This is a genomic window from Bradyrhizobium sp. WBAH42 (assembly GCF_024585265.1).
Taxonomy (GTDB): Bacteria; Pseudomonadota; Alphaproteobacteria; order Rhizobiales; family Xanthobacteraceae; genus Bradyrhizobium.
On the sequence record NZ_CP036533.1, the window covers coordinates 3,996,772 to 4,021,415 of the forward strand.

At 67.4% G+C, this 24,644-nt stretch carries 21 protein-coding genes and 2 riboswitches; of the genes, 19 read left to right on the top strand and 2 right to left on the bottom strand.

Features of this window, described 5'->3' with window-relative positions; all coding sequences use genetic code 11:
• Window positions 1-2 precede the first annotated feature (2 nt).
• The 7 genes from DCG74_RS18515 to cobJ are packed head-to-tail and all read left to right on the top strand — an operon-like array spanning window position 3 to window position 7,910.
• Window positions 3-377, top strand: coding sequence for a DUF1636 domain-containing protein (locus DCG74_RS18515; protein WP_025035271.1), 375 nt, complete (start codon window positions 3-5; stop codon window positions 375-377).
• Window positions 374-1,408: a cobalamin biosynthesis protein CobW gene (gene cobW, locus DCG74_RS18520; protein WP_172784373.1), complete on the top strand. Its 1,035-nt coding sequence runs from the start codon at window positions 374-376 to the stop codon at window positions 1,406-1,408. Before DCG74_RS18515 ends, cobW begins: the two co-directional genes overlap by 4 nt.
• Window positions 1,408-4,656, top strand: coding sequence for a cobaltochelatase subunit CobN (cobN, locus tag DCG74_RS18525; protein WP_172784374.1), 3,249 nt, complete (start codon window positions 1,408-1,410; stop codon window positions 4,654-4,656). Before cobW ends, cobN begins: the two co-directional genes overlap by 1 nt.
• Window positions 4,653-5,816 (top strand): precorrin-3B synthase, encoded by a 1,164-nt coding sequence (gene cobG, locus DCG74_RS18530; protein WP_172784375.1) that lies wholly within the window; start codon window positions 4,653-4,655, stop codon window positions 5,814-5,816. The genes cobN and cobG overlap by 4 nt, the downstream gene beginning before the upstream one ends.
• Window positions 5,816-6,445 carry a precorrin-8X methylmutase gene (locus DCG74_RS18535; protein WP_172784376.1) on the top strand — a complete coding sequence of 210 codons (630 nt, stop codon included), beginning with the start codon at window positions 5,816-5,818 and terminating at the stop codon, window positions 6,443-6,445. Before cobG ends, DCG74_RS18535 begins: the two co-directional genes overlap by 1 nt.
• Before the next feature lie 2 nt (window positions 6,446-6,447).
• Window positions 6,448-7,179 (top strand): precorrin-2 C(20)-methyltransferase, encoded by a 732-nt coding sequence (locus tag DCG74_RS18540; RefSeq protein WP_172784377.1) that lies wholly within the window; start codon window positions 6,448-6,450, stop codon window positions 7,177-7,179.
• Entirely contained in the window at window positions 7,176-7,910 is a 735-nt protein-coding gene (gene cobJ, locus DCG74_RS18545; protein ID WP_172784378.1) for a precorrin-3B C(17)-methyltransferase, read from the top strand. The genes DCG74_RS18540 and cobJ overlap by 4 nt, the downstream gene beginning before the upstream one ends.
• Here the strand turns inward: cobJ and DCG74_RS18550 are convergent.
• Window positions 7,886-8,632 carry a cobalt-precorrin-6A reductase gene (locus DCG74_RS18550; protein WP_172784379.1) on the bottom strand — a complete coding sequence of 249 codons (747 nt, stop codon included), beginning with the start codon at window positions 8,630-8,632 and terminating at the stop codon, window positions 7,886-7,888. The two genes, cobJ and DCG74_RS18550, sit on opposite strands and share 25 nt — an antisense overlap.
• Between DCG74_RS18550 and cbiE the strand changes: the two genes are divergently transcribed.
• The 8 genes from cbiE (at window position 8,631) to cobT (ending at window position 15,825) form a co-directional block, all read left to right on the top strand.
• Complete coding sequence (gene cbiE / locus DCG74_RS18555; protein WP_172784380.1) at window positions 8,631-9,812, top strand: precorrin-6y C5,15-methyltransferase (decarboxylating) subunit CbiE; 1,182 nt, start codon at window positions 8,631-8,633, stop codon at window positions 9,810-9,812. The two genes, DCG74_RS18550 and cbiE, sit on opposite strands and share 2 nt — an antisense overlap.
• Window positions 9,809-10,177 (top strand): cobalamin biosynthesis protein, encoded by a 369-nt coding sequence (locus DCG74_RS18560; protein WP_172784381.1) that lies wholly within the window; start codon window positions 9,809-9,811, stop codon window positions 10,175-10,177. The genes cbiE and DCG74_RS18560 overlap by 4 nt, the downstream gene beginning before the upstream one ends.
• Window positions 10,174-10,956 (top strand): precorrin-4 C(11)-methyltransferase, encoded by a 783-nt coding sequence (cobM, locus tag DCG74_RS18565; RefSeq protein WP_172784382.1) that lies wholly within the window; start codon window positions 10,174-10,176, stop codon window positions 10,954-10,956. The genes DCG74_RS18560 and cobM overlap by 4 nt, the downstream gene beginning before the upstream one ends.
• The gene (locus tag DCG74_RS18570) at window positions 10,956-12,266 is read left to right on the top strand and encodes a cobyrinate a,c-diamide synthase (RefSeq protein ID WP_172784383.1); all 1,311 of its coding nucleotides are present in this window, start codon (window positions 10,956-10,958) and stop codon (window positions 12,264-12,266) included. Before cobM ends, DCG74_RS18570 begins: the two co-directional genes overlap by 1 nt.
• A complete protein-coding gene (gene cobA / locus DCG74_RS18575) occupies window positions 12,263-12,994 on the top strand; it encodes a uroporphyrinogen-III C-methyltransferase (RefSeq protein ID WP_172784384.1) in 732 nt (243 codons plus the stop codon). The genes DCG74_RS18570 and cobA overlap by 4 nt, the downstream gene beginning before the upstream one ends.
• A gap of 45 nt (window positions 12,995-13,039) precedes the next feature.
• Window positions 13,040-13,259: riboswitch (cobalamin riboswitch) on the top strand.
• Between the two features lie 36 nt (window positions 13,260-13,295).
• On the top strand, window positions 13,296-13,973 hold the full coding sequence (locus DCG74_RS18580; protein ID WP_172784385.1) for an energy-coupling factor ABC transporter permease: 678 nt from the start codon (window positions 13,296-13,298) through the stop codon (window positions 13,971-13,973).
• A gap of 39 nt (window positions 13,974-14,012) precedes the next feature.
• A complete protein-coding gene (gene cobF / locus DCG74_RS18585; protein ID WP_172784386.1) occupies window positions 14,013-14,762 on the top strand; it encodes a precorrin-6A synthase (deacetylating) in 750 nt (249 codons plus the stop codon).
• A 10-nt stretch (window positions 14,763-14,772) separates the two neighbouring features.
• Entirely contained in the window at window positions 14,773-15,825 is a 1,053-nt protein-coding gene (cobT, locus tag DCG74_RS18590; protein WP_172784387.1) for a nicotinate-nucleotide--dimethylbenzimidazole phosphoribosyltransferase, read from the top strand.
• Here the strand turns inward: cobT and DCG74_RS18595 are convergent.
• The gene (locus tag DCG74_RS18595) at window positions 15,818-16,390 is read right to left on the bottom strand and encodes a histidine phosphatase family protein (protein WP_172784388.1); all 573 of its coding nucleotides are present in this window, start codon (window positions 16,388-16,390) and stop codon (window positions 15,818-15,820) included. The two genes, cobT and DCG74_RS18595, sit on opposite strands and share 8 nt — an antisense overlap.
• Before the next feature lie 71 nt (window positions 16,391-16,461).
• Window positions 16,462-16,665: riboswitch (cobalamin riboswitch) on the top strand.
• A gap of 114 nt (window positions 16,666-16,779) precedes the next feature.
• On the opposite strand from DCG74_RS18595, the gene DCG74_RS18600 reads away from it, so the two are divergent.
• From DCG74_RS18600 to DCG74_RS18615, 4 genes are all read left to right on the top strand, one after another.
• Window positions 16,780-19,137, top strand: coding sequence for a TonB-dependent siderophore receptor (locus tag DCG74_RS18600; protein WP_172784389.1), 2,358 nt, complete (start codon window positions 16,780-16,782; stop codon window positions 19,135-19,137).
• A 12-nt stretch (window positions 19,138-19,149) separates the two neighbouring features.
• On the top strand, window positions 19,150-20,583 hold the full coding sequence (locus DCG74_RS18605) for a PepSY domain-containing protein (protein WP_172784390.1): 1,434 nt from the start codon (window positions 19,150-19,152) through the stop codon (window positions 20,581-20,583).
• Between the two features lie 465 nt (window positions 20,584-21,048).
• Window positions 21,049-23,058 (top strand): hydantoinase/oxoprolinase family protein, encoded by a 2,010-nt coding sequence (locus DCG74_RS18610; RefSeq protein WP_172784391.1) that lies wholly within the window; start codon window positions 21,049-21,051, stop codon window positions 23,056-23,058.
• Window positions 23,055-24,635 (top strand): hydantoinase B/oxoprolinase family protein, encoded by a 1,581-nt coding sequence (locus tag DCG74_RS18615; protein WP_172784392.1) that lies wholly within the window; start codon window positions 23,055-23,057, stop codon window positions 24,633-24,635. Before DCG74_RS18610 ends, DCG74_RS18615 begins: the two co-directional genes overlap by 4 nt.
• Window positions 24,636-24,644 lie beyond the last annotated feature (9 nt).

Here is a 24,644-nt window from a genome sequence, read left to right on the forward strand (position 1 = left end):
CGATGACCGTCACACTTCATGTCTGCATCACCTGCCGCGCCGGCCAGACGCTGGGCGAGGGCGAGACGACGCCCGGCAAGCGCCTGCACGGCGCGATCCTCGAGGCCGGCGTGCCGGAGGGCGTCAGCGTGGTTCCCGTCGAATGCCTGTCGGCCTGCAGCCAGGGCTGCTCGGTCGCGCTCAGCGCACCCGGCCGCTGGTCCTATGTCTATGGTCGCCTGTCCGATGCGAACGCGCAGGACGTGGTCGCAGGCGCCGCTGCCTACGCTGCCGCGCCCGATGGCATCGTGCCCTGGCGCAGCCGTCCCGAAATCTTCCGCAAGCAGTCGCTTGCCCGCATTCCCCCCATTGCCGTCGTGCCGGAGGCCGCTGAATGAACTCGCTCGCAAAAGTCCCGGTTACGGTGGTCACCGGTTTCCTCGGCTCCGGCAAGACGACGCTGATCCAGCATCTGCTCAGCAATGCCGGCGGCAAGAAGCTCGCGGTGCTCGTCAACGAGTTCGGCAGCGAGGGCGTCGACGGCGAGATCCTGAAATCCTGCGCCGATGCGAACTGCCCGGAGGAGAACATCGTCGAGCTCGCCAATGGCTGCATCTGCTGCACGGTGGCCGATGATTTCATTCCGACGATGGAGCAATTGCTGGCGCGGCCGGTGCGGCCCGATCACATCCTGATCGAGACCTCGGGACTGGCATTGCCGAAGCCGCTCTTGAAGGCGTTCGACTGGCCGGAGATCCGCTCGCGCATCACGGTCGACGGCGTGATTGCGCTGGCCGACGCCGAGGCTGTCGCGGCCGGCCGCTTCGCGCCGGATCCGGCTGCGGTCGAAGCGCAGCGCGCGGCGGACGAAAATCTCGATCACGAGACGCCGCTGTCGGAGGTGTTCGAGGATCAGATCGCCTGTGCCGACATCGTGCTGCTGACTAAGGCCGACCTTGCGGGCACCGCGGGCATCGAAGCCGCAAAGGCCGCGATCACCGCCGAGATGCCGCGCCGCGTGCCGATGCTGCCGGTCACAGACGGCGCGATCGATGCGCGCGTCATCCTCGGTCTCGGCGCTGCCGCCGAGAACGATCTCGCCGCGCGCCCCTCGCATCATGACGGCGAGGAAGAGCACGAGCATGATGATTTCGCCTCCGTCGTGATCGACCTTCCGGAGGTGGCGGATATCGAGGCGCTGGTCGCATCGGTGCAGAAGCTGGCGCGCGAGCAGAACGTGCTGCGGGCCAAGGGCTACATCGCGGTCGCTGGCAAGCCGATGCGGCTGTTGCTGCAGGCGGTCGGTGAGCGCGTGCGCCACCAGTTCGACAAGCCATGGGGCGCGGGTCTCAGGCAGTCAAAACTCGTCGTGATCGGCGAGCATGGCGATATCGACGAGGCTGCCATCAAGGCAGGACTGGGAGTCTGATGCACGTCGTCTTCCGCGAGAGCCGCGGTCTCGAGGAGACCGCGACGCCAAGAGACATCGGCCAGGACCCGGCCGATCTCGTGGTGCTCTCGTATTCGGATTCCGACCTTGCCGCGTTTGCGGCCGGCTGGCGGCGCGGCCGAGGAAGCCTGCCGTCGTTGCGGCTCGCCAATCTTGCCGAGCTGCGTCATCCGCTGTCGGTCGACACCTATATCGAGCGCACGCTGTCGAAGGCGCGCGGCATATTGGTGCGCCTGATCGGCGGGGAATCCTATTGGGCGTATGGGCTCGCGGCGCTCCAGCAACTCGCGAAAGAGCGCAACATCGTGCTCGCCGTGCTGCCGGCGGACGGCCGCGACGACACGCGGCTGGATGCGTACTCGACCCTGCCGGTCTCGACGCTGCGTCGGCTCAAGGTGCTCTGCGACACTGGCGGCCCAGTCGCAGCGCAAGCCGCGATCGCGCAGCTCGCGCTGGCCTCCGGCCTTTATGCCGGCCCGGTCATCGGAGAGATGACCGTGCCCGAGATGGGATTCTATGATCCCGTACGCGGTGTCATCGCTGCGCCTGCGGGCGGCGAGGGGAAGCCGCGCGCATTCGTGACGTTCTATCGCTCCTATCTCACGGCCGCCGATACCGGGCCGGTTGACGCGTTGATTGCCGCGCTGCGCGAGAAGGGATTTGACGCCTACGGCGTGTTCGTCACCTCGCTGAAGGCGCCAGGCGTTGCAGACTGGCTGCGCGCGCATCTGGCGCAACATCCTGCGGCGGCGATCGTCAATGCGACGGCGTTTTCGGCCCTTGGCGATGACGGCACGACGCCATTCGATGCCGCGTCCTGTCCGGTGTTCCAGGTCGCGCTCTCCACTGCGCGGCGTGAGGACTGGGCGGAATCGCTGCGCGGCCTCTCGCCCGGCGATCTCGCGATGCACGTCGTGCTGCCCGAAGTCGACGGCCGCCTGTTCGCCGGTGTGGTGAGCTTCAAGTCCGCTGGGGAGCGCGATCCCGATCTGCAGTTCTTGCATCTGGCGCACAGGGCCGACGAAGAGCGCGTCAACGCCGTTGCCGCGCGCGTCGCGGCCTGGCGGCGCCTCGCGGAGAAGCCGATCAGTGAGAAGCGGCTGGCGATCGTGCTCTCGAACTATCCGGGCCGTCCGCATCAGATCGCGCACGCCGTTGGTCTCGATGCGCTGGCGTCGGTCGAGGCGTTGATCTCCGATATCGCGGAGGTCGGCTTCGACGTTGCGTCGGTCGATGCGCTCGGCGAGAAACTGTTGAAGCAGAGCTTGAATTGGAGCGTCGCGGATTATCGGGCGGCGCTCTCGTGTCTCCCGCAATCCTTGCAGGACGATCTTGCGCGCGCCTGGGGCGCGCCGGATGACGATCCGAGCTGCCGCGATGGCGTATTCCATTTCGCCGGCATCGCGTGCGGCCGGTCGATCATCGCGGTGCAGCCCGAGCGTGGCGATGCCGCCTCGCGCGATGCCGACTATCACGATCTCGCCCGCACGCCACGCCACGCCTATGTCGCGTTCTATCTCTGGCTCAGGCAGCAAGGCTGCGATGCCGTCGTGCATGTGGGCGCACATGGCACGCTGGAATGGCTGCCGGGTAAATCCGTGGCGCTGTCGCGAGCGTGCTGGCCGGAAGCGCTGATCGGCGATCTCCCCGTCGTCTATCCCTTCATCGTCAACGATCCCGGCGAGGCCGCGCAGGCCAAGCGGCGCATCGGCGCGGTCACGATCGGCCATCTGCCGCCGCCACTTGAGACATCCGCGGTGCCGGAAGCTTTGCGCCGGCTCGAACGGCTGCTCGACGAATATTCGACCGCTGACGGTCTCGATCCCGCCCGTCGTCAGCGCCTGATCGCGGCGATCCGCGACGAGGCCCGTGCGGCCGGCCTCGAAGAGGATCTCGGCCTGGATGCATCGGCCGCGCCGGCCGAAGCGATTCCGCGGATCGATCGCTTCGTTTGCGACCTCAAGGAGAGCCAGTTCGGCGACGGCCTGCACGTGTTCGGCCGCGGCGCCTGCGGCGAAGCGGAGCGGGATGCGTTGCGTGCCGCGCTCGCCGGACAGCGCGTTGCACCGGGACCATCGGGCTCGCCCTATCGGGGTCGACAGGACGTGCTGCCGACGGGGCGCAATCTCTTCGCCGTCGACCCGCGGGCGGTGCCGACGCCGTCGGCGCATGCGCAAGGCATCAAGCTTGCTGAAGAGCTGCTGCGTCGTCACTTGCAGGATCACGGCGACTGGCCGAAAGGGCTCGTGGTCGACCTCTGGGGCTCGGCGACGATGCGTACCGCCGGTGAGGAGTTTGCGATGGCGCTGCATCTGGCCGGCCTTGCGCCGCGCTGGGATCATGCGTCCGGCCGCGTCACCGGCTACGACATCATCGCGCCGGCCGAGCTCTGCCGTCCGCGCATCGACGTCACGCTGCGCGTATCCGGCCTGTTCCGCGATGTCTTCGCGGGTCTGGCGCAATTGTTCGAAGCCGCCTCCGAAGCGCTTGCGTCGCGAGAAGAGGAGGGTGAGGAGAATCCGTATCGCCACCGCGCGTCCCGCGTGTTCGCGCCGCGGCCCGGACAATACGGCGTCGGGCTCTCGGCTATCCCGGATGCGTTCACGCCGGAGACGCGCGAGGCCGCCGGCGAAGCCTGGCTGTCGGCGTCGTCCTGGGCGTTCTCTGCCGATGGCGCGATGCAGCCGGATCGCGCAGGTATCGAACAGCGTCTCGCGTCCGCCGACGCTTTTGTCCATGTCCAGGACTTGCCCGAAACCGATCTGCTGCTCGCCGCCGATTATGCCGCGCATGAGGCAGGTGTTGCTGCGGCGGCCGCGCATCTCGGCGCCGTCGCGCCGTCGCTCTATCACCTCGATGCGACACGGCCCGGCGAGCCGCATGCGCGCACGCTGACGGAGGAGATCTCACGGGTCGTCAGGGCACGCGCGGCCAATCCGGCCTGGATCGCCGGCATGATGCGTCATGGCTTTCGCGGCGCCGCAGAGATCACCGCGACGCTGGAGCACATGGCCGCCTTCGCGCATCTCGCCGGCGCCGTGCCGCCGCACCTGTTCGACCTCTACTACGACGCGACACTCGGCAACGACGACGTCCGCGCCTTCATGGCGCACGAAAATCCGGCGGCGCTCGCAGCAATGGAAACCTGCTTCGCGCGTCTGCACGAAGCCTCGCTCTGGCGAACCCGCCGCAATTCGATTGCAGCGGCGCTAAAGGAGGCGTCATGAGCGCTTCCGCAGTCAAGGGCTGGTGTCCCGGCGCGCTGCGCCCGATGCAATCGGGCGACGGGCTCGTGGTGCGCGTCCGTCCGTTTGGGGGACGCCTTGAGGCGCCGCAAATCTCCGGGCTTGCGGAACTCGCCGAGCGCTTCGGCAATGGTCTGGTCGACGTCACGAGCCGGGCCAATCTACAGATCAGGGGCGTCAAGGAGGATGGCCATCGGCCGTTGCTCGACGGTCTTGCGCGACTGGCACTGCTCGACCCCGATGCTGATATCGAAGCCAGGCGCAACATCCTGGTGACGCCGTTCTGGAGCAACGGCGACGAAACGCAGTCGCTTGCGGCGGAGCTCGAGGAGGCGCTTGTCGATTCCGGCCTTGCGCTTCCCACCAAGTTCGGCTTCGCCATCGATGACGGACGGTCGCGCGTTCTCGCCGCCGATTCCGCCGACATCCGCATCGAGCGCGACCGCTCGGGCGGTCTCCTCGTGCGGGCCGACGGCGCCAAGCTCGGCCGCTCCGTCGATCGCGGCCAGGCTGTGAGCGCGGCGCTGGCGCTCGCAAGCTGGTTCATCATCTCCGGCGGTGCGAAGGACGGGCGCGGGCGCATGGCAGCCCACGTCGCATCCGGTGCCGTGTTGCCTCAATCGTTGCGCGGCGAGACCGAGCCGGCCCCCGTGATGGCCGCGGTGCGGCCCGGGCCCTATCCGCAAGGCGCGATGGTCGGTGTCGCGTTCGGGCAGATGCTGCACGCGACACTTCATCAATTCTCTGCCTGCGGCCATGCGCTGCGCATGACCCCCTGGCGGATGGTGCTCAGCGAGGGCAAGCGCGAGATGCCGAGCGGGGCGGGGCTCATCACCGAGCCCTATGACCCGGCGCTGCGCGTCATCGCCTGCAGCGGCGCGCCGCGCTGCCGCGAAGCCCATGCCGATACGCGCGCGCTGGCAGCAGCGCTGGCGCCGCGCATCGCCGCCGATGCGCGGCTGCACCTCTCCGGCTGCGGCAAGGGCTGCGCCCATTCCGGCGCGGCTGCGGTCACGCTGATTGCGACGCGTGCCGGGTTCGATCTCGTCCGAGACGGCTCGACCCGCGATGCGCCGGTCTTGCGCGGGCTGAGCGGCGCCGACATCGTCAGGGATCCCTCCATCCTGGTCGGAGGGAATTGATGCCGCACACTTACGAGACCGACGGCGTGGCGATCTACCGGCAATCTTTTGCGACCATCCGGGCCGAGGCCGATCTTGCGCGCTTTACGCCCGACGAGGAGCCGGTGGTGGTGCGGATGATCCATGCCGCCGGCATGGTCGGCCTGGAAGCGCATATCCGCTTCACGCTTGATATGGCGAAAGCCGCGCGCGCGGCCTTGCAGAAGGGCGCGCCGATCCTGTGCGACGCGCGCATGGTCTCCGAAGGCATTACGCGCGCAAGACTTCCCGCCGCTAATGCCGTGATCTGCACGCTCGGCGATCCGGCCGTGCCCGCGCTGGCGCAGTCCATGCGCAACACGCGCTCGGCCGCGGCGCTGGAGCTTTGGCGGCCGCATCTCGATGGCGCGATCGTCGCGATCGGCAATGCACCGACCGCGCTGTTTCATCTGCTCAACATGCTGGAGGATCGCGACTGTCCGCGGCCTGCGGTAATCATCGGCTGTCCCGTCGGCTTCGTCGGCGCGGCCGAGTCCAAGGCCGCGCTGATGGCCGATCCACCCGTGCCGGCGCTGACGGTCGAGGGCCGCCTCGGCGGCTCCGCCATCACGGTTGCTGCCGTGAACGCGCTGGCGAGCCGGAGCGAATAGAGATGGGACGCATCATCTGCTGCGGTCTCGGCCCCGGTGATCCTGATTTGATGAGCGTGCGTGCCGATCGCACGGTGCGCGGCGCCAGCCACGTCGCCTATTTCCGCAAGAAGGGCAGGCCGGGACAGGCGCGCCGCATCGTCGAGGGCATGCTGGCAGGCGGCGTCACCGAATATCCCATGGAATATCCTGTGACGACGGAGATCGCTTTCGACAGCCCCGAATACGTGCAGCTGCTCGCAGGCTTCTACGACGAATGGGCGGAGCGCCTTGCGCGGCTGTCGCGCGCGGTCGACGTCGTCGTGCTCTGCGAGGGCGATCCCTATTTCTATGGATCGTTCATGCATCTGCACACGCGCCTGCAGGGCCGCGTCGAGATCGAGGTGATCGCCGGCATTCCCGGCATGGTCGGTTGCTGGAACGGGGTCGGCCAGCCGATCGCGCTCGGTGACGACGTCACGACGGTGCTGATGGGGACGCTACCCCAAGACGAGCTCGAACGGCGCATGCGCGATTCCGATGCGCTGGTCATCATGAAGACCGGGCGCAATCTCGCAAAGGTGCGCCGTGCGCTCGCAGCCGCCGGGCGGCTGGACGATGCCTGGCTGGTCGAGCGCGGCACTATGCCGGGCGAGCGGGTGGTGCGGCTCGCCGAGATCGATGCGGCCGATTGTCCCTATTTCGCGATCGTGCTCGTGCACGGCAAGGGCCGGCATCTGGACGCCGCCGAATGACAGGCACGCTCACCATCGCGGGCCTCGGGCCGGGCAGCGACGCGTTGGTGACGCCCGAGGTCACGGCCGCGCTCGCGACGGCGACCGATATTCTGGGTTATGCGCCCTATGTTTCGCGCGTGCCGCCGCGGCCTGGGCTCACCCTGCATCCCTCCGACAATCGCGAAGAGCTGCAACGTGCGAGCGAAGCCCTGCGGCTTGCCGCCGAAGGCTGGCAGGTCGTGGTCGTCTCCTCCGGCGATCCCGGCGTGTTCGCGATGGCCTCGGCCGTGTTCGAGGCGCTCGAACGGGCGCCGCAATGGCGTGATCTGCCGATCCGCGTGCTGCCGGGCGTCACCGCGATGCTGGCGGCGGCGGCACGCGCCGGCGCGCCGCTCGGCCATGATTTCTGCGCGATCAACCTTTCCGACAACCTCAAGCCCTGGGCGGTGATCGAGAAACGCCTGCGCCTTGCGGCGGAAGCCGATTTTGCCATCGCGATGTACAATCCGCGCTCGGCAAGCCGGCCGGAAGGATTCGGCCGGGCGCTGGCAGTGCTTCGCGAGGCGGGCTGCGGCGAGCGTCTCGTGATCTTCGCGCGCGCGATCAGTGCGGCTGACGAGAAGATCGTGACCGTTACGCTGAAAGAGGCGCGGCCCGAGATGGCCGACATGCGCACGCTGGTGATCGTCGGCAATTCGCAGACACGCCGTGTCGGCCGCTGGGTCTATGCGCCGAGGCGGGCAGAATGACCGAGCCATTGCATCACGTCACTGACGCGCTCGGCCCGTCGGCGCTCGGGCAGCTCTGGTCGCGAGATCATGATTACGGGAAGGCCGAGCCCGCGGGCCGCATCGATCTTGGCGCGCGCGCCGTCGCCGCCGGAATTGCGGGCGACGATCCAGCCGATGCCGCGTGTGCGCAGCATGTTCAGCTCGCCGTCGAAGGTGAACGGGCCGCGCGACACGATCACATCGGCCGCGAAGGGCAGGGGCGCGTCGGGCGGATCGACGAAGCGCAGCGTGTAGGCGTGCTGCGGCTTCGTCGCGAATGGCGCAATGTGCTGGCGGCCGATGGCGAGGAACACGTTTGCAGCGGCGTCCGGCAGCGCGGCGGCGGCAGCGTTGACATCCGCCACCTCGATCCAGTTGTCGGCGGGTGCCTTGATCCAGGGCGCGCGCTCCAGCGCAAGCAACGGCGTGCCGGTCTCCGCGCACGCCTCGACGGCGTTGCGACTCATTTCTGCGGCGAAGGGATGCGTCGCATCGATCACATGGGTGATGCCTTCGCGGCGGATGTAGTCGGCCAGCCCGCTCACGCCACCAAAACCGCCGATGCGGGTCGGCAGCGGCTGATCGGCCGGCGCGCGCGTGCGGCCGCCATAGGAATAGACAGCGTCGACGCCGGCGCGCGCGATCTCCGCGGCGAGCAGGCTCGCATCGGCCGTTCCGCCCAGAACGAGGGCGCGAATCATGAGTGAACCCTGGCTGACCATCATCGGTATCGGCGAAGATGGCCTTGCCGGGCTGTCGGAGGCAAGCCGAAAGGCGCTTGGCAAGGCCGAAACCGTGTTCGGCGGCGAGCGCCATCTCGCGCTTGCCGAGGTCGGCAGCCGCGGCCGTGCGTGGCCGGTGCCGTTCGATGCGAATGTCGTGCTGAGCTGCCGAGGCCGACCGACGGTGGTGCTCGCCTCCGGCGATCCGTTCTGGCATGGCGCGGGTGCCAGTCTTGCCGAGAAGCTTGGGGCCAACGAATGGATCGCGCACCCCGCGCCGTCGACCTTCTCGCTCGCCGCCGCGCGCTTGGGCTGGCGGCTGGAGGCAACGACGTGCATCGGCCTCCATGCGGCGCCGTTCGAGCGCCTGGTGCCGCATCTGGTGCGAGATGCGCATATCATCTGCCTGATGCGCGACGCAGCGGCGGTCGGCGATCTCGCGAAATGGCTGACCGAGCGCGGATGGGGCGCGTCACTGATGTGGACGCTCGAGGCGCTTGGCGGGCCACGGGAATACACTGACCAGCATCGTGTCGACCTCTTTGCCGAGGAGGTCGCCGCTGATCTGGTCGCGGTGGCGGTGTGGGCGAGGGGCGCACAGGGCATTCCCCGCAGCTCGGGCCTGCGAGACGATCTGTTCGTCCACGACGGCCAGATCACCAAGCGGCCGGTGCGCGCGCTTGCGCTTTCGGCACTGGCACCTCGGTCCGGCGAACGGCTGTGGGATCTCGGCGCTGGCTCAGGCTCGATCTCAGTGGAATGGACGCTGTGCGGCGGGACGGCGATTGCAGTCGAAGCGCGCGAGGATCGCGCCGCGAACATCCGCAAGAATGCAGCCGCCTTCGGTCTGGCGCATCGCATCACAGTCGTAACGGGCAGGGCACCGGAAGCACTTGTCGGGTTGGAAGCGCCGGATGCCGTCTTCATTGGCGGTGGTCTCGACGAAGTGTTATTTGATGCGATCTGGACGCGGCTCTCGCCCGGAGCGCGGCTCGTGGCGCATGCGGTGACGCTGGAGACGGAAGCGCTGCTCGGCGAACTCCATCAGCGCCATGGTGGCGAGCTGACGCGGGTGGAGATTTCTCAAGTCGCCCCGCTCGGCCGCTATCGGTCGTGGGAGCCAGCACGTCCCGTGGTGCAGTGGAGTGCGATGCGATGAAGGTCGCCGGGCTCGGCTTCAAGCGCGATGTGACTTTGGCTTCGCTGCGCGAAGCGCTGCTGGCTGCCGGCGGTGCGGAAGGACTTGCGGCGGTGGCAACCGTCAGCGACAAGGCCGATACCGACGCACTGAAGCAGCTCGCACGTGAGTGCGGCGTGCCGATCCGGGCCGTTCCGGCCGCGACACTGGCCGGCATCGACACGTTCACGCAATCGAAGCTCGTCGCGGAGAAGTTCGGCACCGGATCGGTCGCCGAGGCCGCGGCGCTCGCGGTCGCCGGTCCCGGCGCGCGGTTGATTGCAACTCGGGTTGTCTCGCAGGATCGCACCGCGAGCGCCGCGATCGCCGAAGGAGACGGCGCATGACCGTGCATTTCATCGGCGCCGGCCCGGGCGCGCCCGATTTGCTGACCTTGCGCGGCCGCGACCTGATCGCGGCCTGTCCGGTCTGCCTCTATGCCGGCTCGCTGGTGCCGGAGGGCGTGCTGGCGCATTGCCCGCCGGGAGCGCGGATCGTCAACACTGCCCCAATGTCGCTCGACGAGATCATCGCCGAGATCGCAGCCGCGCATGCGGCAGGCCAGGACGTCGCGCGGCTGCATTCCGGCGATCTCTCGATCTGGTCGGCGATGGGCGAGCAGCTCCGCCGTTTGCGCGCGCTTGGGATTCCCTACACAGTGACACCCGGCGTTCCCTCATTCTCGGCTGCCGCAGCGGCACTGGAAACCGAGCTGACGCTGCCCGGTCTTGCTCAGACGGTCGTGCTGACGCGCACGCCGGGCCGAGCCAGCGCGATGCCCGAAGGCGAGAAGCTCGCCGCGTTCGCCGCGACCGGCGCGGTGCTCGCGATCCACCTGTCGATCCATCTGCTCGACCAGGTCGTCGTCGAGCTGACGCCGCATTACGGCGCGGATTGCCCGGTCGCGATCGTCTGGCGCGCGAGCTGGCCGGAGCAGCGCATCGTGCGCGCGACGCTGGCAACGCTCGATGCGGCCGTGGGTGGCGAGATGGAGCGCACGGCGTTGATCCTGGTCGGCAAGACGCTTGGCGCGGCCGATTTCGACGAGAGCCGTCTCTACGCCGCCGATTACGACCGTCGCTACCGGCCCGTCGGTGCCGAGCCGCGCTTTCCGGAGGCGTCGTGATGCCTGCGAGCCTCGTCATCTCCGCGCCGGCCTCCGGCGTCGGCAAGACCACGCTGACGCTGGCACTCGCCCGCGCCTGGCGCCATCGCGGCCTGAACGTGCAGTGCTTCAAGAGCGGGCCCGATTACATCGATCCCGCCTTCCACACCGCGGCCACGGGACGCGCCTCGGTCAACGTCGACAGCTGGGCGATGGATCGCGGCACTATCGCGCATCTCGTCAGCCGTGGTGCCGAAGCCGATGTCGTGCTCGCCGAGGGATCGATGGGCCTGTTCGACGGTGTCGCTGCGCGCGGTGTCTCCGGCACCGGAGCGACCGCTGACATTGCGGAGATGCTGGGCTGGCCGGTGGTTCTTGTGATCGATCCCTCCGGCCAGGCGCAGACCGCGGCAGCGATCGCCACAGGCCTTCGCGATTACCGCGCCGGCGTGCGCCTCGCGGGCGTCGTGCTCAACCGCGTCGCCAGCCCGCGCCACGAGGATCTGGTGCGGCGCGCGCTGAACGAGGCCGGCATCACCGTGTTCGGCGCGCTGCCGCGCCATGCCGAGATCAGCCTGCCGAAGCGGCATCTCGGCCTCGTGCAGGCCGAGGAGCAGGCCGAGATCGGCAAGCTGATCGACGAGGCCGCGCGCTTCGTTGCCGAGCACGTCGATCTCGATGCGGTGTTGCAATCGGCAGGCAAATGGTCGCCGCAAGCTGCGGCGAACGACATGAACGTAACGCCGCCCGGGCAGCGCATCGCGCTGGCCCGCGATGCGGCATTCTCCTTCGTCTATCCGCATATGCTGGAAGCTTGGCGCGCGGCGGGCGCGGAGATCGTGCCGTTCTCGCCGCTGGCCGACGAAGCGCCCGATGCGAGCGCCGACGTGTGCTGGCTGCCGGGCGGCTATCCCGAGCTGCATGCCGGAACGATCGCGGCCAATGCGCGCTTTCGCAGCTCCTTGCGCGCTTTCGCCGAGACACGGCCCGTGCATGGCGAATGCGGAGGCTATATGGTGCTGGGCGCAGGCCTCACCGACGCTGACGGTATCAGCCATGAGATGGCGGGACTGCTCGGCCTGGAGACCAGCTTTGCCAAGCGCCGCATGCATCTCGGCTATCGTCTTGCCGAACTCGCCGCGCCGATGCCGGGGCATCGGCCGGGCGCGCGCTTGCGCGGCCACGAATTCCACTATTCGACCATCCTCGCCCAACCCGATACGCCACTGGCCGTCGTGCACGACGCCACCGGCGCGGTCATCGCCGAGACCGGCTCGCGCCGTGGCCATGCCACGGGCACGTTCTTCCATCTGATCGCGGAGGATCGGTGAGCGGTTTTGTCTCTTTCGTCTCCGCCGGCCCCGGCGACCCCGAGCTCCTCACGGTGAAGGGCGCCGCGCGGCTGCGCGAGGCCGATGTCGTGCTCTATGACGACCTTGCCTCCGGCGCGATCCTCGATCTCGCCCGGCCCGGTGCCAATCTCGTCGCGGTGGGGAAGCGGGCCGGGCGTCCTTCGACCAAGCAGCACCACGTCAACCGTCTCCTGGTCGACTACGCCGCAACCGGCGCGCGCGTGGTGCGCCTCAAGTCCGGCGATGCCGGCATTTTCGGTCGGCTCGAGGAGGAGCTGGAAACACTGCGCGAAGCCGGCATCGGCTACGAGATCGTTCCCGGCGTCACATCCGCCTGTGTCGCCGCCGCCGAGGCCGGCATTCCCTTGACCCGGCGGCATACCTCCCGCCGGGTGCAGTTCATCACCGGTGCTGATGTCACCGGCGAGTTGCCGCCCAATTTGAATTGGGCCGCGCTGGCCGATCCCGAGGCCACGACCGTGGTCTATATGGGCCGGCGCACCTTTCCGGCGCTTGCCGCAAAATTGATCGCGCACGGTCTCGCCCCCAGCACCCCGGCGCTGTTCGCCGAATCTCTCGGGCGTCCCGACGAACGGCTGGTCCGTACCACGATTGCCGAGCTTGCCGAGCAGCTTGGCCGCGGCGGCGCCGCTTCCACCGCCGCCGTGATCCTGTTCGGCGCGCTGGCGGGAGAATATCCGGCATGACGGCTCCGGCAGCGGTTCGCCCCTTGACGCCCGCAATGCGAAAGGGGCACACAAGAGCGGCATGGTGCTCGACGCGGCGCAAAGCGCCGGAGCATAATCGGGAATGGGAATGGGCGGACCCAGTTGCGGCGCCCAAAACCCCAGCCGCCCCCGCGACTGTAAGCGGTGAGGGGCTCCGAACCGCCACTGGACCGCAAGGTCCGGGAAGGCCGGAGAACCCAGTGAACCGCGAGCCAGGAGACCGGCCGTGCACGTATTGAGGCCAAGGCCGTCGGGTGTGACGGCAGGAAGGAATTGAGCCATGCATATCGAACCCGGCGTCGTGACGGGCGCCAAGCTCGTGTTGAGTTACGCAACCGGCATCGCCGCAGGCGGCGTTGCCTTGAAGCTCGCGGTCGAGACCGTGCGCGAGCAGGGCATCGGCTCGCTTGCGTTGCGCACCCTCGCGACCACCGCGGCCGTCTTCACCTTCTTCGAGATCCTGCCGCATTTCCCGGTCGGCGTCTCCGAGGTGCACTTCATTCTCGGCTCGACACTGTTCCTGCTATTCGGCGCGGCTCCCGCGGCGTTCGGCCTTGCGCTCGGCCTGCTGCTCCAGGGCGTTTTCTTCGAGCCGGCCGACCTGCCGCAATATGGCATGAATGTCACGACGCTGCTGGTGCCGCTGTTCGCGATCCAGGCAATCGCTGCCCGGATCATTTCGCGCAACACCGCCTATGTCGATCTCAAATATCGTCAGGCGCTGGCGCTCTCGACGACCTACCAGGCCGGCGTGATCGCCTGGGTGGCGTTCTGGGCGCTCTATGGCTCCGGCTTTGCCATGAGCAACCTCGCCAGCATCGCGACCTTCGCGGCGTCCTATGCACTGGTCATCGTGATCGAGCCGCTCGCCGATCTCGCCGTGCTGGCGCTGGCGAAGTCTCTGCGTGGTGTCACCGCGCCTGGCCTCGTCACGCCTCGCCTGCACAACGCGGCTTAAGAGACAAGGGGCGGCCGTCATGGTCGCCCCGTACGCCCGATGCTCACGCTCTCTCTGATAGGCATCGGTTGCGGCGATCCCGAGCAGCTCACGCGCGCCGCGACCCGCGCCATCAACGCGGCCGATCTCGTCCTGATCCCGCGCAAGGGGAGCGCGAAGTCTGATCTCGCCGATCTCAGGCGGACGATCTGCACTGACGTGCTCACCAACAAGGCGACGCGCATCGCCGAATTCGATCTTCCCGTGCGCGACGCGACCGAGGCCGACTATCGCAAGGGCGTCGACGATTGGCACGATGCCGTTGCCGCCACGTGGTCGCGGACCATTGCAAGCCATCTCGGCGGTGACGGCAAGGTCGCGCTGCTGATCTGGGGCGACCCGTCGCTCTACGATTCCTCGCTGCGCATTGCGCGGCGATTGAATCCATCGCCGACAATCGAGGTCGTGCCGGGCATCACCTCGATCCAGGCACTGTGCGCGGCGCATGCGCTGCCGCTCAACGACATCGGCGAGCCGTTCCTGGTCACGACGGGGCGGCGCTTGCGCGAAGGCGGCTGGCCGGCGGGTGTCGATACAGTCGTGGTGATGCTCGACGGCGGCACGGCGTTCCAGTCGCTCGATCCGGCTGGGCTTCACATCTGGTGGGGTGCCTATCTCGGCATGCCCGATCAGATCCTCATGTCCGGTGCGCTCACCGACGTGGGTTCGCGCATTGCCGCCGCGAGGCAGGACGCACGTGAGCGGCACGGCTGGATCATGGACAGCTACATTCTCAAACGCAGGCGTTGAGCGAGGCAGCATGCTTCCCGAATGGGTCACCCAGAACTGCCCCGAAATCTCCGCGGTCCATCGCGAGGCGGCCATTGCGCGGCAGGCGCAATTGACGAAGCCGACCGGCGCGCTCGGCCGGCTGGAGCAGCTCGCGATCGAGCTCGCAGGCCTGCAGGCCACCGAGCAGCCGCGCGCCGCGCTGGTGCCGATCATCATCTTCGCGGGCGACCACGGCATCGTCGCACAGGGCGTGTCGGCCTATCCGCAAGCCGTCACCATCGCGATGATGGCGAATTTTGCCTCTGGAGGCGCCGCGATCTCGGTGCTGGCGCGCGAGCTGGGTTCGAGCCTCGAGGTGGTCGACGCCGGCACGCTGTCCGAGGTGCAGATGGCCGGAATCGTCACCGACAAGCCGCGCAGCGGCACGCGCGATTTCAGCGTCGAGGCCGCGCTCACCCCGGCGGAATTGGTCTTCGCCTTTGAGGCCGGCCAGCGCGCGGTGGCGCGCGCCGAGGCCGGCCGGCCTGATCTCTTGATCTTTGGCGAGATGGGGATCGGCAACACCACGACGTCAGCTGCGATTGCTGCGAGCCTGCTCGGTGTGAGCGCCGAAGAGATCGCCGGCAGCGGCACCGGCGTCGATGCGGCCGGCCGCGTACACAAGGCGCGGGTGATCGATGCGGCGATCGTACGCCATCGCGTCGCCGGAGCCTCGGTCGAGACAATCCTGTGCGCGGTCGGCGGCCTCGAAATCGCGGCGATCTCGGGCGCGATCATTGCGGCCGCGCAACGCCGCATTCCCGTGTTGATCGACGGCTTCATCGTCTCGGTGGCGGCGCTGGCGGCGGCGCGCCTCAATCCCTCCTGCCAGCCGTTCCTGTTGCCCTCGCATCAATCGGCGGAGCAGGGACATCGGCTGGTGTTGCGCGCGCTGAACGTGCAGCCGCTGATCAGCCTCGATCTCAGGCTCGGCGAGGGATCGGGCGCCGCCATTGCGCTGCCGCTGGTGCGCTCGGCCTGCGCACTTCACAACGGCATGGCGACCTTTGCGCAGGCCAATGTGCCGGACCGGTCTAGCTGATCCGCTGATTGACCGAGACGACGCGCCAGCCGCTGGCGAGCCGGTCGATCCGGGTCAGCGACAACGGATCGATCACGAAGCGCAACGCCGCTTCCGGTGCGAGATCGAGCGCGATGCAGAGCGCGGCGCGAATGGTGCCGGAATGGACGACCAGCGCCGCGGAGCCTGCGCCGATCCGCGACAGGCCGAGGCGGACGCGGGCGACCTGATCCGCAAAGCTTTCGCCCTTCGGCGGCCGTCCGCGCGCCGGATCGCGCCAGAACTGCGCGTAGATCTCGCCGCCGGTCGCGGCGAGTTCGTCATGCCGATGGCCGATCCAATCGCCGAAATCCTGCTCGCGGAATTCGCTGACCAGCTCCGGTTCCAGCCCCAGCGCGCGCGCCGTCTCGACCGTGCGCCGCGATGGGCTGGCATAGCTTGCGACATCCGCGGGCAAGCGCTGCTTGAGAGCCGCCAACGCCGCGCAATCGCCGAGATCGGCCGGCGCATCGGCTGCATGGATCGTCCCGGCTACGCCCGCGACAACCGCGTGCCGTATCAACCAGAGGAAGGTCTCGCCTTCCATGCTCATCTCCAAGGAAGCTTGTGCGGTCGCCACGACGCCGCAACTGGGACATTGACTCTGTCTTGGTGGTAATCCTAGATGCTCGCGACGGTTTTCCCGAGAGGGAATGAAAAGGGAATGCGGTGCGGGGAAAATTGTCCCCAATGCCGCGGCTGCCCCCGCAACTGTGAGCGGTGAATCCTTCGTCACGAGCCACTGGGTCCTCGGTCCCGGGAAGGCGACGAAGAGGTCACGACCCGCGAGCCAGGAGACCTGCCGTCAGCCGTGGTCACACGCGAAGATGTCGGTCGGGGAGTACAGACATTCGGCTTCATCGGACGGCTGCAAGGCCAAAAGGTGAGACCTCGTTCGCTGTGACGTGCCACTGACGTCATACCGAGGTTTGTACCGTGTCTTCCATCCGTATCGCACGACCGCGCCGCGTCCTGCTGGTTTCCGCCGCGTTCACGTCCTTCGCCGTTCTCGATCCGCCTGCCGCTCTGGCGCAGCAGGTCCGAGAGCCGCTGCCACCCGTCGAGGTCTCGCCCGCCCAGGCGCGCAAGCCGGCCAGACCGGCAGCAGGAGAGGCGGCGAGCGCGCGCCGCGCGGCAGCGCGCAGGCCGGCGGCGGTATCGGCAGCGCCAAAACCCGTGATGCCGGATTCGACGGCGCAAACGCCGCTCAACACCAATGCCGTTGCCGAAAGCGCCTCGCGGCTCGGCCTGACGGTGCGGCAGACGCCCGCGACCGTCGAGGTGATCTCGGCCGAAACCATGCGCGAGCAGGGCTATCGCACCGTGTCCGAGGTGGCGCAGGGCGCCGTCGGCGTCACCTCCGGCGACAACCCGGCCGAACCTTCCGCCTTCTCGATGCGCGGCTTCACCAACAGCCAGATCAACACGCTTTACAACGGCATCAAGATCGGTCCGCAGAACATGACCTCGCGGATCGTCGACACCGCCAATCTGGAGGCCGTGGAATTCCTCAAAGGACCGGCCTCGCTGATCTCGGGCGAGGGTGCCGCGGGAGGCGCCATCAACTTCGTCACCAAGCAGCCGCACACGGGAGCGATCCGCAACGAGGCAAATTTCTCCTGGGATTCGCTGAATTTGTTCCGGGCGCATTACGGCTCGGGCGGCAGCACCAATGTGCAAGGGCTGGACTATCGCTTCGACATCAGCCGTTCCACGCTCAACGGCTTTGCCGACGACACCAACGTCAAGACGTTCGGCACGTCCGGCCAGCTCAATTACCAGGTCTCCGACAGCCTCAAGATCTGGGGTGCGGTCGAGTATCGCGAAGACCGCTCGAAGGCCTATTGGGGCGCGCCGCTAGTGCCGGTCGCCTTCAGCGGTTCGCATGCGACGACGGGGATCGTCTCCGGCAATTACGTCTCGAATTACAACGGTACCAATCTCGGTGCCGTCACAATCGACGACCGCACCTTCAACACCAATTACAACGTTCTCGATAACCGCAACGTGGCGCAGGAAGTGTGGCTGCGCGGCGGCTTCGAGCTGAAGCTCGCGCCTGACCTCACGCTGAAAAGTCAGGCCTATGGCTATGGCGCCGAACGGACCTGGTTCAACAACGAGATCGAGGCATTCAACTCCACCACGAACCTGGTCGATCGCGAGCGCTTCTATGTCGCCCATAGCCAGCGGCTGGTCGGCAACATCACCGACCTGATCTGGGACACCAACATCGCAGGATTCGACAACCGGTTGGTCACGACGCTCTCGTCGAGCTATCTCGATTTCGTCAGGCCCGGCGCGGCAAACTTTCCCGGAGATTCCGTTTCGCTGGTCGATCCCAACCGCGGCTTCTACGGCCTGCTCACGACACAGCAGCAGACCGCGCGCATCGACAACGAGGCGTTGTCGTTCGAGGACCGGTTGAAGCTGACGCGCAGCTTCGCGTTGATCGGGGGCCTGCGTGTCGAGCACATCGGACTCGACCGTAACTCGACCGACAAGGCCGGGCTGGAGAAGGCAGGCTTTCCGTACACCAAAGACTGGGCGCCGGTGACGGGCCGCATTGGCTACACCTGGGAGGCCGTGCCCGGCCTGACCTTCTTCAGCCAGTACGCCACCGGGGCCGACGTCGCAGCCAACAACATCTTCCTGCTGTTGCCGACCCAGCCACTGGACCTGACGACGTCGCGAACCTACGAGACCGGCGTCAAGCATCTGTTCTGGGACAATAGGGCGGAGTGGTCGTTCTCGGCCTACGACATCCTGCGCAAGAACGTCTATGCGGCGGCCGGCGGGCAGGCGCTCAATATCGCCGGGCGGCAGGAGTCCAAGGGCGTCGAGCTTGCCGCCTCGGTGCGGCCGATCGAGCCGCTTCGGTTGTGGGGCAACATCGCCTATGTCGATGCGCGCTATGCCGACTACAATTTCGTCGGTGGCTCGTTCTCCGGCAATACGCCGCCGAACGTACCGCGTATCGTGGCCAATGCCGGCGCATCGTACCGGTTCTTCACGCCCTGGCCTGTGGAGCTCGGCATGACCGGCCGTCATGTCGGCGACCGCTACAACACCGACGCGAACGTCGTGACGATGAAGGCCTACACCGTGGCCGACGTCTACGCCTTCGTCGATATCCCCAAGGCCGTGTTCAATGCGGTCGACCAGGCCCGCCTGACTTTCCGCGTCCGCAACATCACCGACAAGCGCTATGCGATCTGGGGCGATCCGTTCTATCCCGACCAGATCCTCCTGGGCGCGCCGCGCACCTACGAGGTCTCGGCCGCGTTCAAATGGTGAGGCCTTGAGCGCATGATGGGCGCGATCGTCCTCTCGCATCGCTGGCTCGGGATCGCGTTCTGCCTGCTGTTCGCGATGTGGTTCGCGAGCGGGATCGTGATGCACTTCGTCCCGTTTCCGTCGCTGACGGAAGCGGAGCGATTTGCCGGGCTCGCGCCGCTGGACCGTGGCGGGACAACGATCTCGGTCGCGGACGCCGTTGCTGCGAGCGGAATCACCGACGGGACGCGTGTTCGGCTGATCCAGCGCAGTGATGGACCGGTCTACGTCGTCTCGGGCCCCGCAGGTTCGCGAGCGGTCCGCGCCTCCGATAGAGGAGACGCATCGGTGACGTCCGCCGATGTCGCGCTCACCATCGTGCAGGGCTATTCCCGTCAGCGCGGGCTCGACGCGCCACGCGCCGCGATCGTCGCGCGGTCGGACCACGATCAATGGAGCGTGCCGAACGGTTTTGATCGCCATCGCCCCTTGTTTCGCGCCGCTCTCGGCGATGCCCCTGGAACGGAGGTCTACGTTTCGTCGCTGACCGGGGAGGTCGTCCTGGATACGACGCGCAGTGAGCGCGCGTGGAACTGGGCCGGCAGCGTGCTGCACTGGATCTATCCGACGGTTCTGCGCAGCAGCTGGGCGGTGTGGGATCGCGTGGTCTGGACGCTGTCGCTGCTGGCCCTGATTGCGGCATTGCTTGGCGCGGTGCTCGGAATCGTGCGGATCAGGTTTCGCAAGGGCCAAATCTCCTCGCCTTACCGTGGCTGGCATGCGCTGCATCACCTGATCGGCCTCGCGGCGACGCTGTTCGTACTGAGCTGGATCTTCAGCGGCTGGCTCTCGATGGATCACGGCCGCCTGTTCTCGCGCGGGCAATTGACGCCGGCAGAGGCGGGCGTGGTCGATGCCGCCCCGGATTGGCGAGACGCTTCACCGCTCGATCTGCCGCCAATATCGCCGTCGGCGCGCGAGGTCGAATGGTTCGCCTTCGGCGGCAGGGTCTATCGGCGCGATCGGCTCGCCCTTGGCCATCAGACGTTGATCAGGGCCGGGGACGCGCCGCGAGATGGGCAGGCGGCATACCTGGATACGCAGGAGATCGGGGATCTGACGGCGCGCCTTGGCGCCGGCTGTGCCGCACCGTTCCTGCTCGCCGGCTACGACGACTATCCGGCGCAGTCCGCTATTCCGGGAGCTCCGGTCTACCGCACGACCTGCGGCGATCTCTGGTTCGATGTCGATGCTGCCGATGGCAAGGTGCTGCAAAGACTGGACCCGTCGCGGCGCGTCTATCGCTGGCTCTACAGTGCGCTGCACACGCTTGATTTCCCGATTCTGCTGGCTCACGCGCGGCTGCGTGACGCTCTCATTGTCAGCCTCTGTACGCTCGGACTGATGTTCTCCATCACCGGCGTCGTCATCGGATGGCGACGCTTGCGGGCGTCGCTGGCATCCTGAGGCCGGTGACGTCCTCGCTTACTGACCGTACAATAAAGAGAGGCTGAGCCGACCTGCGTGCATAGCTCCTGGTCAGCCCTCTCTCCTGCACCGCAGATTGATCGCCTGCAAATTAGACAAACGGACTTGCGCGATTCCGATTGCAGTGCAACGGGCGCTCCCATTTGTGTCGAAGAATCCAAGGGTGCGCTGCACATTTCTGGCTTCGTATGCTTCTGCTCTCTGGGCGAGCAGCGCTGCACCAAAACGTGCAGCCGATGGTGCGCCGCGCAATGCCGGCGGCTCGCTGGCTCGGTGGTTTGCGACAACTCCGACCCTATCCCGCGGCCATCGCTCTGTCGCACGCTCGCCCGTGATGGCATGACAGGGAATGACGATGAGCGTGCTCGCTTTGGCATTGGATGCGGCAATGGCCGGGAAGGACCTGGCGTCCGGTCCGGACGTCACGCGTAGCTGACTGTGCAGATGAGCTACTCCGACGATCACTGGGAGGTCGGCACCGATATCGGTGGCACCTTCACCGACATCATCGCCATCCGGCGCGATTCCGCGGAAGCGCGGATTGCAAAGGTGCCGTCGCGCCCCGACGCACCGGTTCAGGCGATGCTGGAGGCGATCGAGGCGGTGGGTCTGCGCAAGAGCGAGGTCAGGCGCTTCGTCCACGGCACCACGCGCGTGACCAACGCGATCGTCGAGAATCGGCTGCCGAAGGTGGCGCTGGTCGCGACCGAAGGCTTCGCCGACGTGCTCGAGATCGCCCGCTATCGCCGGCGCGACCTCTACCGGCTCGACATTCCGCCGAAATCGCCGCCTTTGGTGCCGCCTGAAAGATGCTTCGGGCTCGCCGAGCGCCTCGATCATGAGGGGCGAGTGTTGAAGGCGCTCGAGGAAGCCGAGATCGAGCGCCTGGTGGCGTGGCTGAAAGGGACCGGCGTTCAGAGCGTCGCGGTCGCACTCCTTCACGCCTATGCCAATCCGGTGCATGAAAAGATGCTGGGCGAGCGGCTCAAGGGCCTCGTCGCCCATGTCTCGCTCTCGCACGAGGTCAATCCCGAGGCACGCGAATATGAGCGGACCTCGGCGACCGTGTTCAACGCGGCCGCGATGCCGATCGCGGTGGAATATCTCAGCGAGCTGGAGCAGCGGCTGCCGATCGGGGCCGGCCTGCAGGTGTTTCACTCCGCCGGCGCCATGGTCCCGATTTCGGCGGTGAAGCGGCGTCCGCTGGTGATGGCGATGTCGGGGCCGGCGGCGGGCGTCTCGGCGTCGGTCAGCATCGCGCGCCAGCTCGGCTGCTCGCGCATGTTGACCTTCGACATGGGCGGCACCACGACGGACGTGTGCCTGATCGTCGACGGCCAGGCCGAAATGACCGACGGCCGCATGCTCGGTGACAAGCCGCTGCGCCAGCCGATGCTGGCGGTGCACTCGATCGGTGCGGGCGGCGGATCGATCGTGCGCAACGGTCCCGGCGGGCTGACGGTCGGGCCCGAGAGCGCCGGCTCCGAGCCGGGCCCGGCCTGCTATGGCCGTGGCGGCACGGAGCCCACCATCACCGATGCCAATGCCGTGCTCGGCTATCTCAATCCCGAGACCAAGCTTGGCGATCGCATCGGCATAGACATCGAGAGCGCCAAGCGTGTCATCGCGCCAATTGCGCACGCACTCGGACTGAGCCTGACCGAAACGGCGCTCGGCATCATCAAGGTCGCGAACGCGACCATGGCCCGCGCGCTCCGCCGCGTCACGGTCGAGCGCGGCATCGACGGGCGCGACTGCACGCTGCTGGCCTTCGGCGGCGGCGGTCCGATGCATGCCGCGGGCCTTGCCGATCTCTACGGCATTGCAGAGGTCGTCGTGCCCAGTGCCTCGAGTGCGTTCTCGGCCCTGGGCTGCCTCACCGCCGATTTCAGCTTCCTGCAGCAGCAGACCCTTCGCGCTGCCCTCGACGGCATCGATCTCGCCCGCGTCTCGGAGCGGATCGACACCCTGATTGCCGATGCCTCGGCGCCGCTTTTCGCCAACAATGTTGCAAAAGCGGAGATCCAGGTCGAGCTGGTGGCCTTGATGCGCTATGCGGCGCAGAATGACGCCATTCCGGTATCGTTCACGCTGCCGCTCGACGTTGTCAGGCTGAAGCAGGACTTTCTGACGCGGCATCACGAGCTGTTCGGCTATGCGACCGGTGAGCCCTGCGTCATCGAATCCGTGCGGGTGCAGGCCCGGCGCCCGTCGACAACCGTTGTCAGCCGGCCGGCGACAGCGGCGAGGGCGGTGTCTACGGGCACGCGCACCTGCTCGTTCGACGGCTTCCATGACATCGCAACCGCGATCGTCGACCGCGCCTCGCTCACCGAGACCATCAATGGTCCCGCCATCATCGAAGACGCCTGGTCGACCGTGGTGGTGCCGCCGGGCTGGCAGGCGAGGCCCGATCCATCAGGCAATCTGTTCCTGAGGCGGAGGGCGGCATGAAGCTCGATCCCTTCGTCGTCGAGGTCATCAGGCACGGGCTCTCGGCCGCGGCCGAGGAGATGAGCCTCGTCATGACGCGCTCGGCGCGCTCGCCGCTGTTGCGCGAAGCCGGCGACCTGTCGTCGGCGATCACCGACGGCTACGGCGGCCTGGTCGGACAGGGCCGCGACATTCCGATCCATCTCGGCGCGATGGCCTACACCATCCCCGAACTCCTGAAGGTGATGCCGCGCGATGGCCTGAACGACGGCGACGTCGTCATCTACAATATCGGCGCGCTCGGCGGCAATCATCTCAATGACGTCAAGGTCGTGCGGCCCGTCTTCTTCGACGGCGAGATCGTGGCTTTCGCGGTCAGCCTCGCCCATTGGCCTGATATCGGCGGCACCTGGCCCGGCAGTTATTTCGCCAAGGCGGTCGACACGTTCCAGGAGGCGATGCGGATTCCGCCGGTGCTGATCGCGACTGCTGCCGGCCTCAACACGCCGATCGTGCAGCTGCTCAAAGCCAACGTTCGCGATGCCGAATCCTGCGAGGGCGACTTGCTCGCCCAGATCGCGGCGACCAAGGCCGGCGAGAAGCGCATCGTCGAGCTCTGCCGCGAGCATGGCAAGGCGGTCTTCATGGCGGCGCAGTCGCGCCTGCACGATCTCTCCGAAATCGAGATGCGGGAAGCGCTGCGCGATCTGCCGGATGGCGTCTACGAGGGCGAGGATTATCTCGACGACGGCAGCGCGAACAACGCACCGGCGCGCATCCATGTGAAGATCACCATTCGCGGGGATGAAGCGACCTTCGATCTCTCCGGAAGCTGCGACCGGGTCTCCAATTTCTGCAACACGACGCCGTTCATGGCGCGCTCGGCGGTGGCCTATGCCGCGCGCATCATGAGCGGACGCGACATGCAGCAGAACGCCGGCGCGCTGCGGCCGCTGACCATCATCACGCGCCCGGGCTCGATCCTCGAGCCCGGCTGGACCGCCTCGGTTGCCGCCGGCAATCACGAGACCTCCATGCGCATCGTCGATGCGATTTTCCGCGCCATGCAGGACACCATTCCCGAGCGCCTGTCGGCGGGCGGGGCGACCACCGCCGGCGTGCTATTCTTCGCCGAGCCGCGGCCGAACGGGTCGTGGAAGATGCTGTACGAGGTCCATGGCGGCGGCGAAGGCGCGCGGCACGATCGAGCCGGTACCTCGGCCACCCGGGTGCATCTGTCCAACACCTCGAACACGCCGGTCGAGGTGATCGAGGCGAATTACGCGATCCGGCTGGAGCAGCAGGCCATCCGCCGGAATTCCGGCGGCGCGGGCGCGCATCGCGGTGGGGACGGCTCCGTCCGCACCTACCGCATCCTGGCGCCATCGATGCACCTGACCACCTGCATCGAACGCATGGTGATGGCGCCTTGGGGCATGCAGGGCGGCTATCCCGGCAAGGCCTGCCGCATCTCGCTGGTCCGGCAGGGCCGAAACGTCACGATCGACGGCAAGTCGAACCTCGTATTGCAGCAAGGCGATCTCGTCACGATCGAGATGTGCGGTGGCGGCGGCTACGGCGCCGCGACAGCGAAGTGAGGCAGTGGC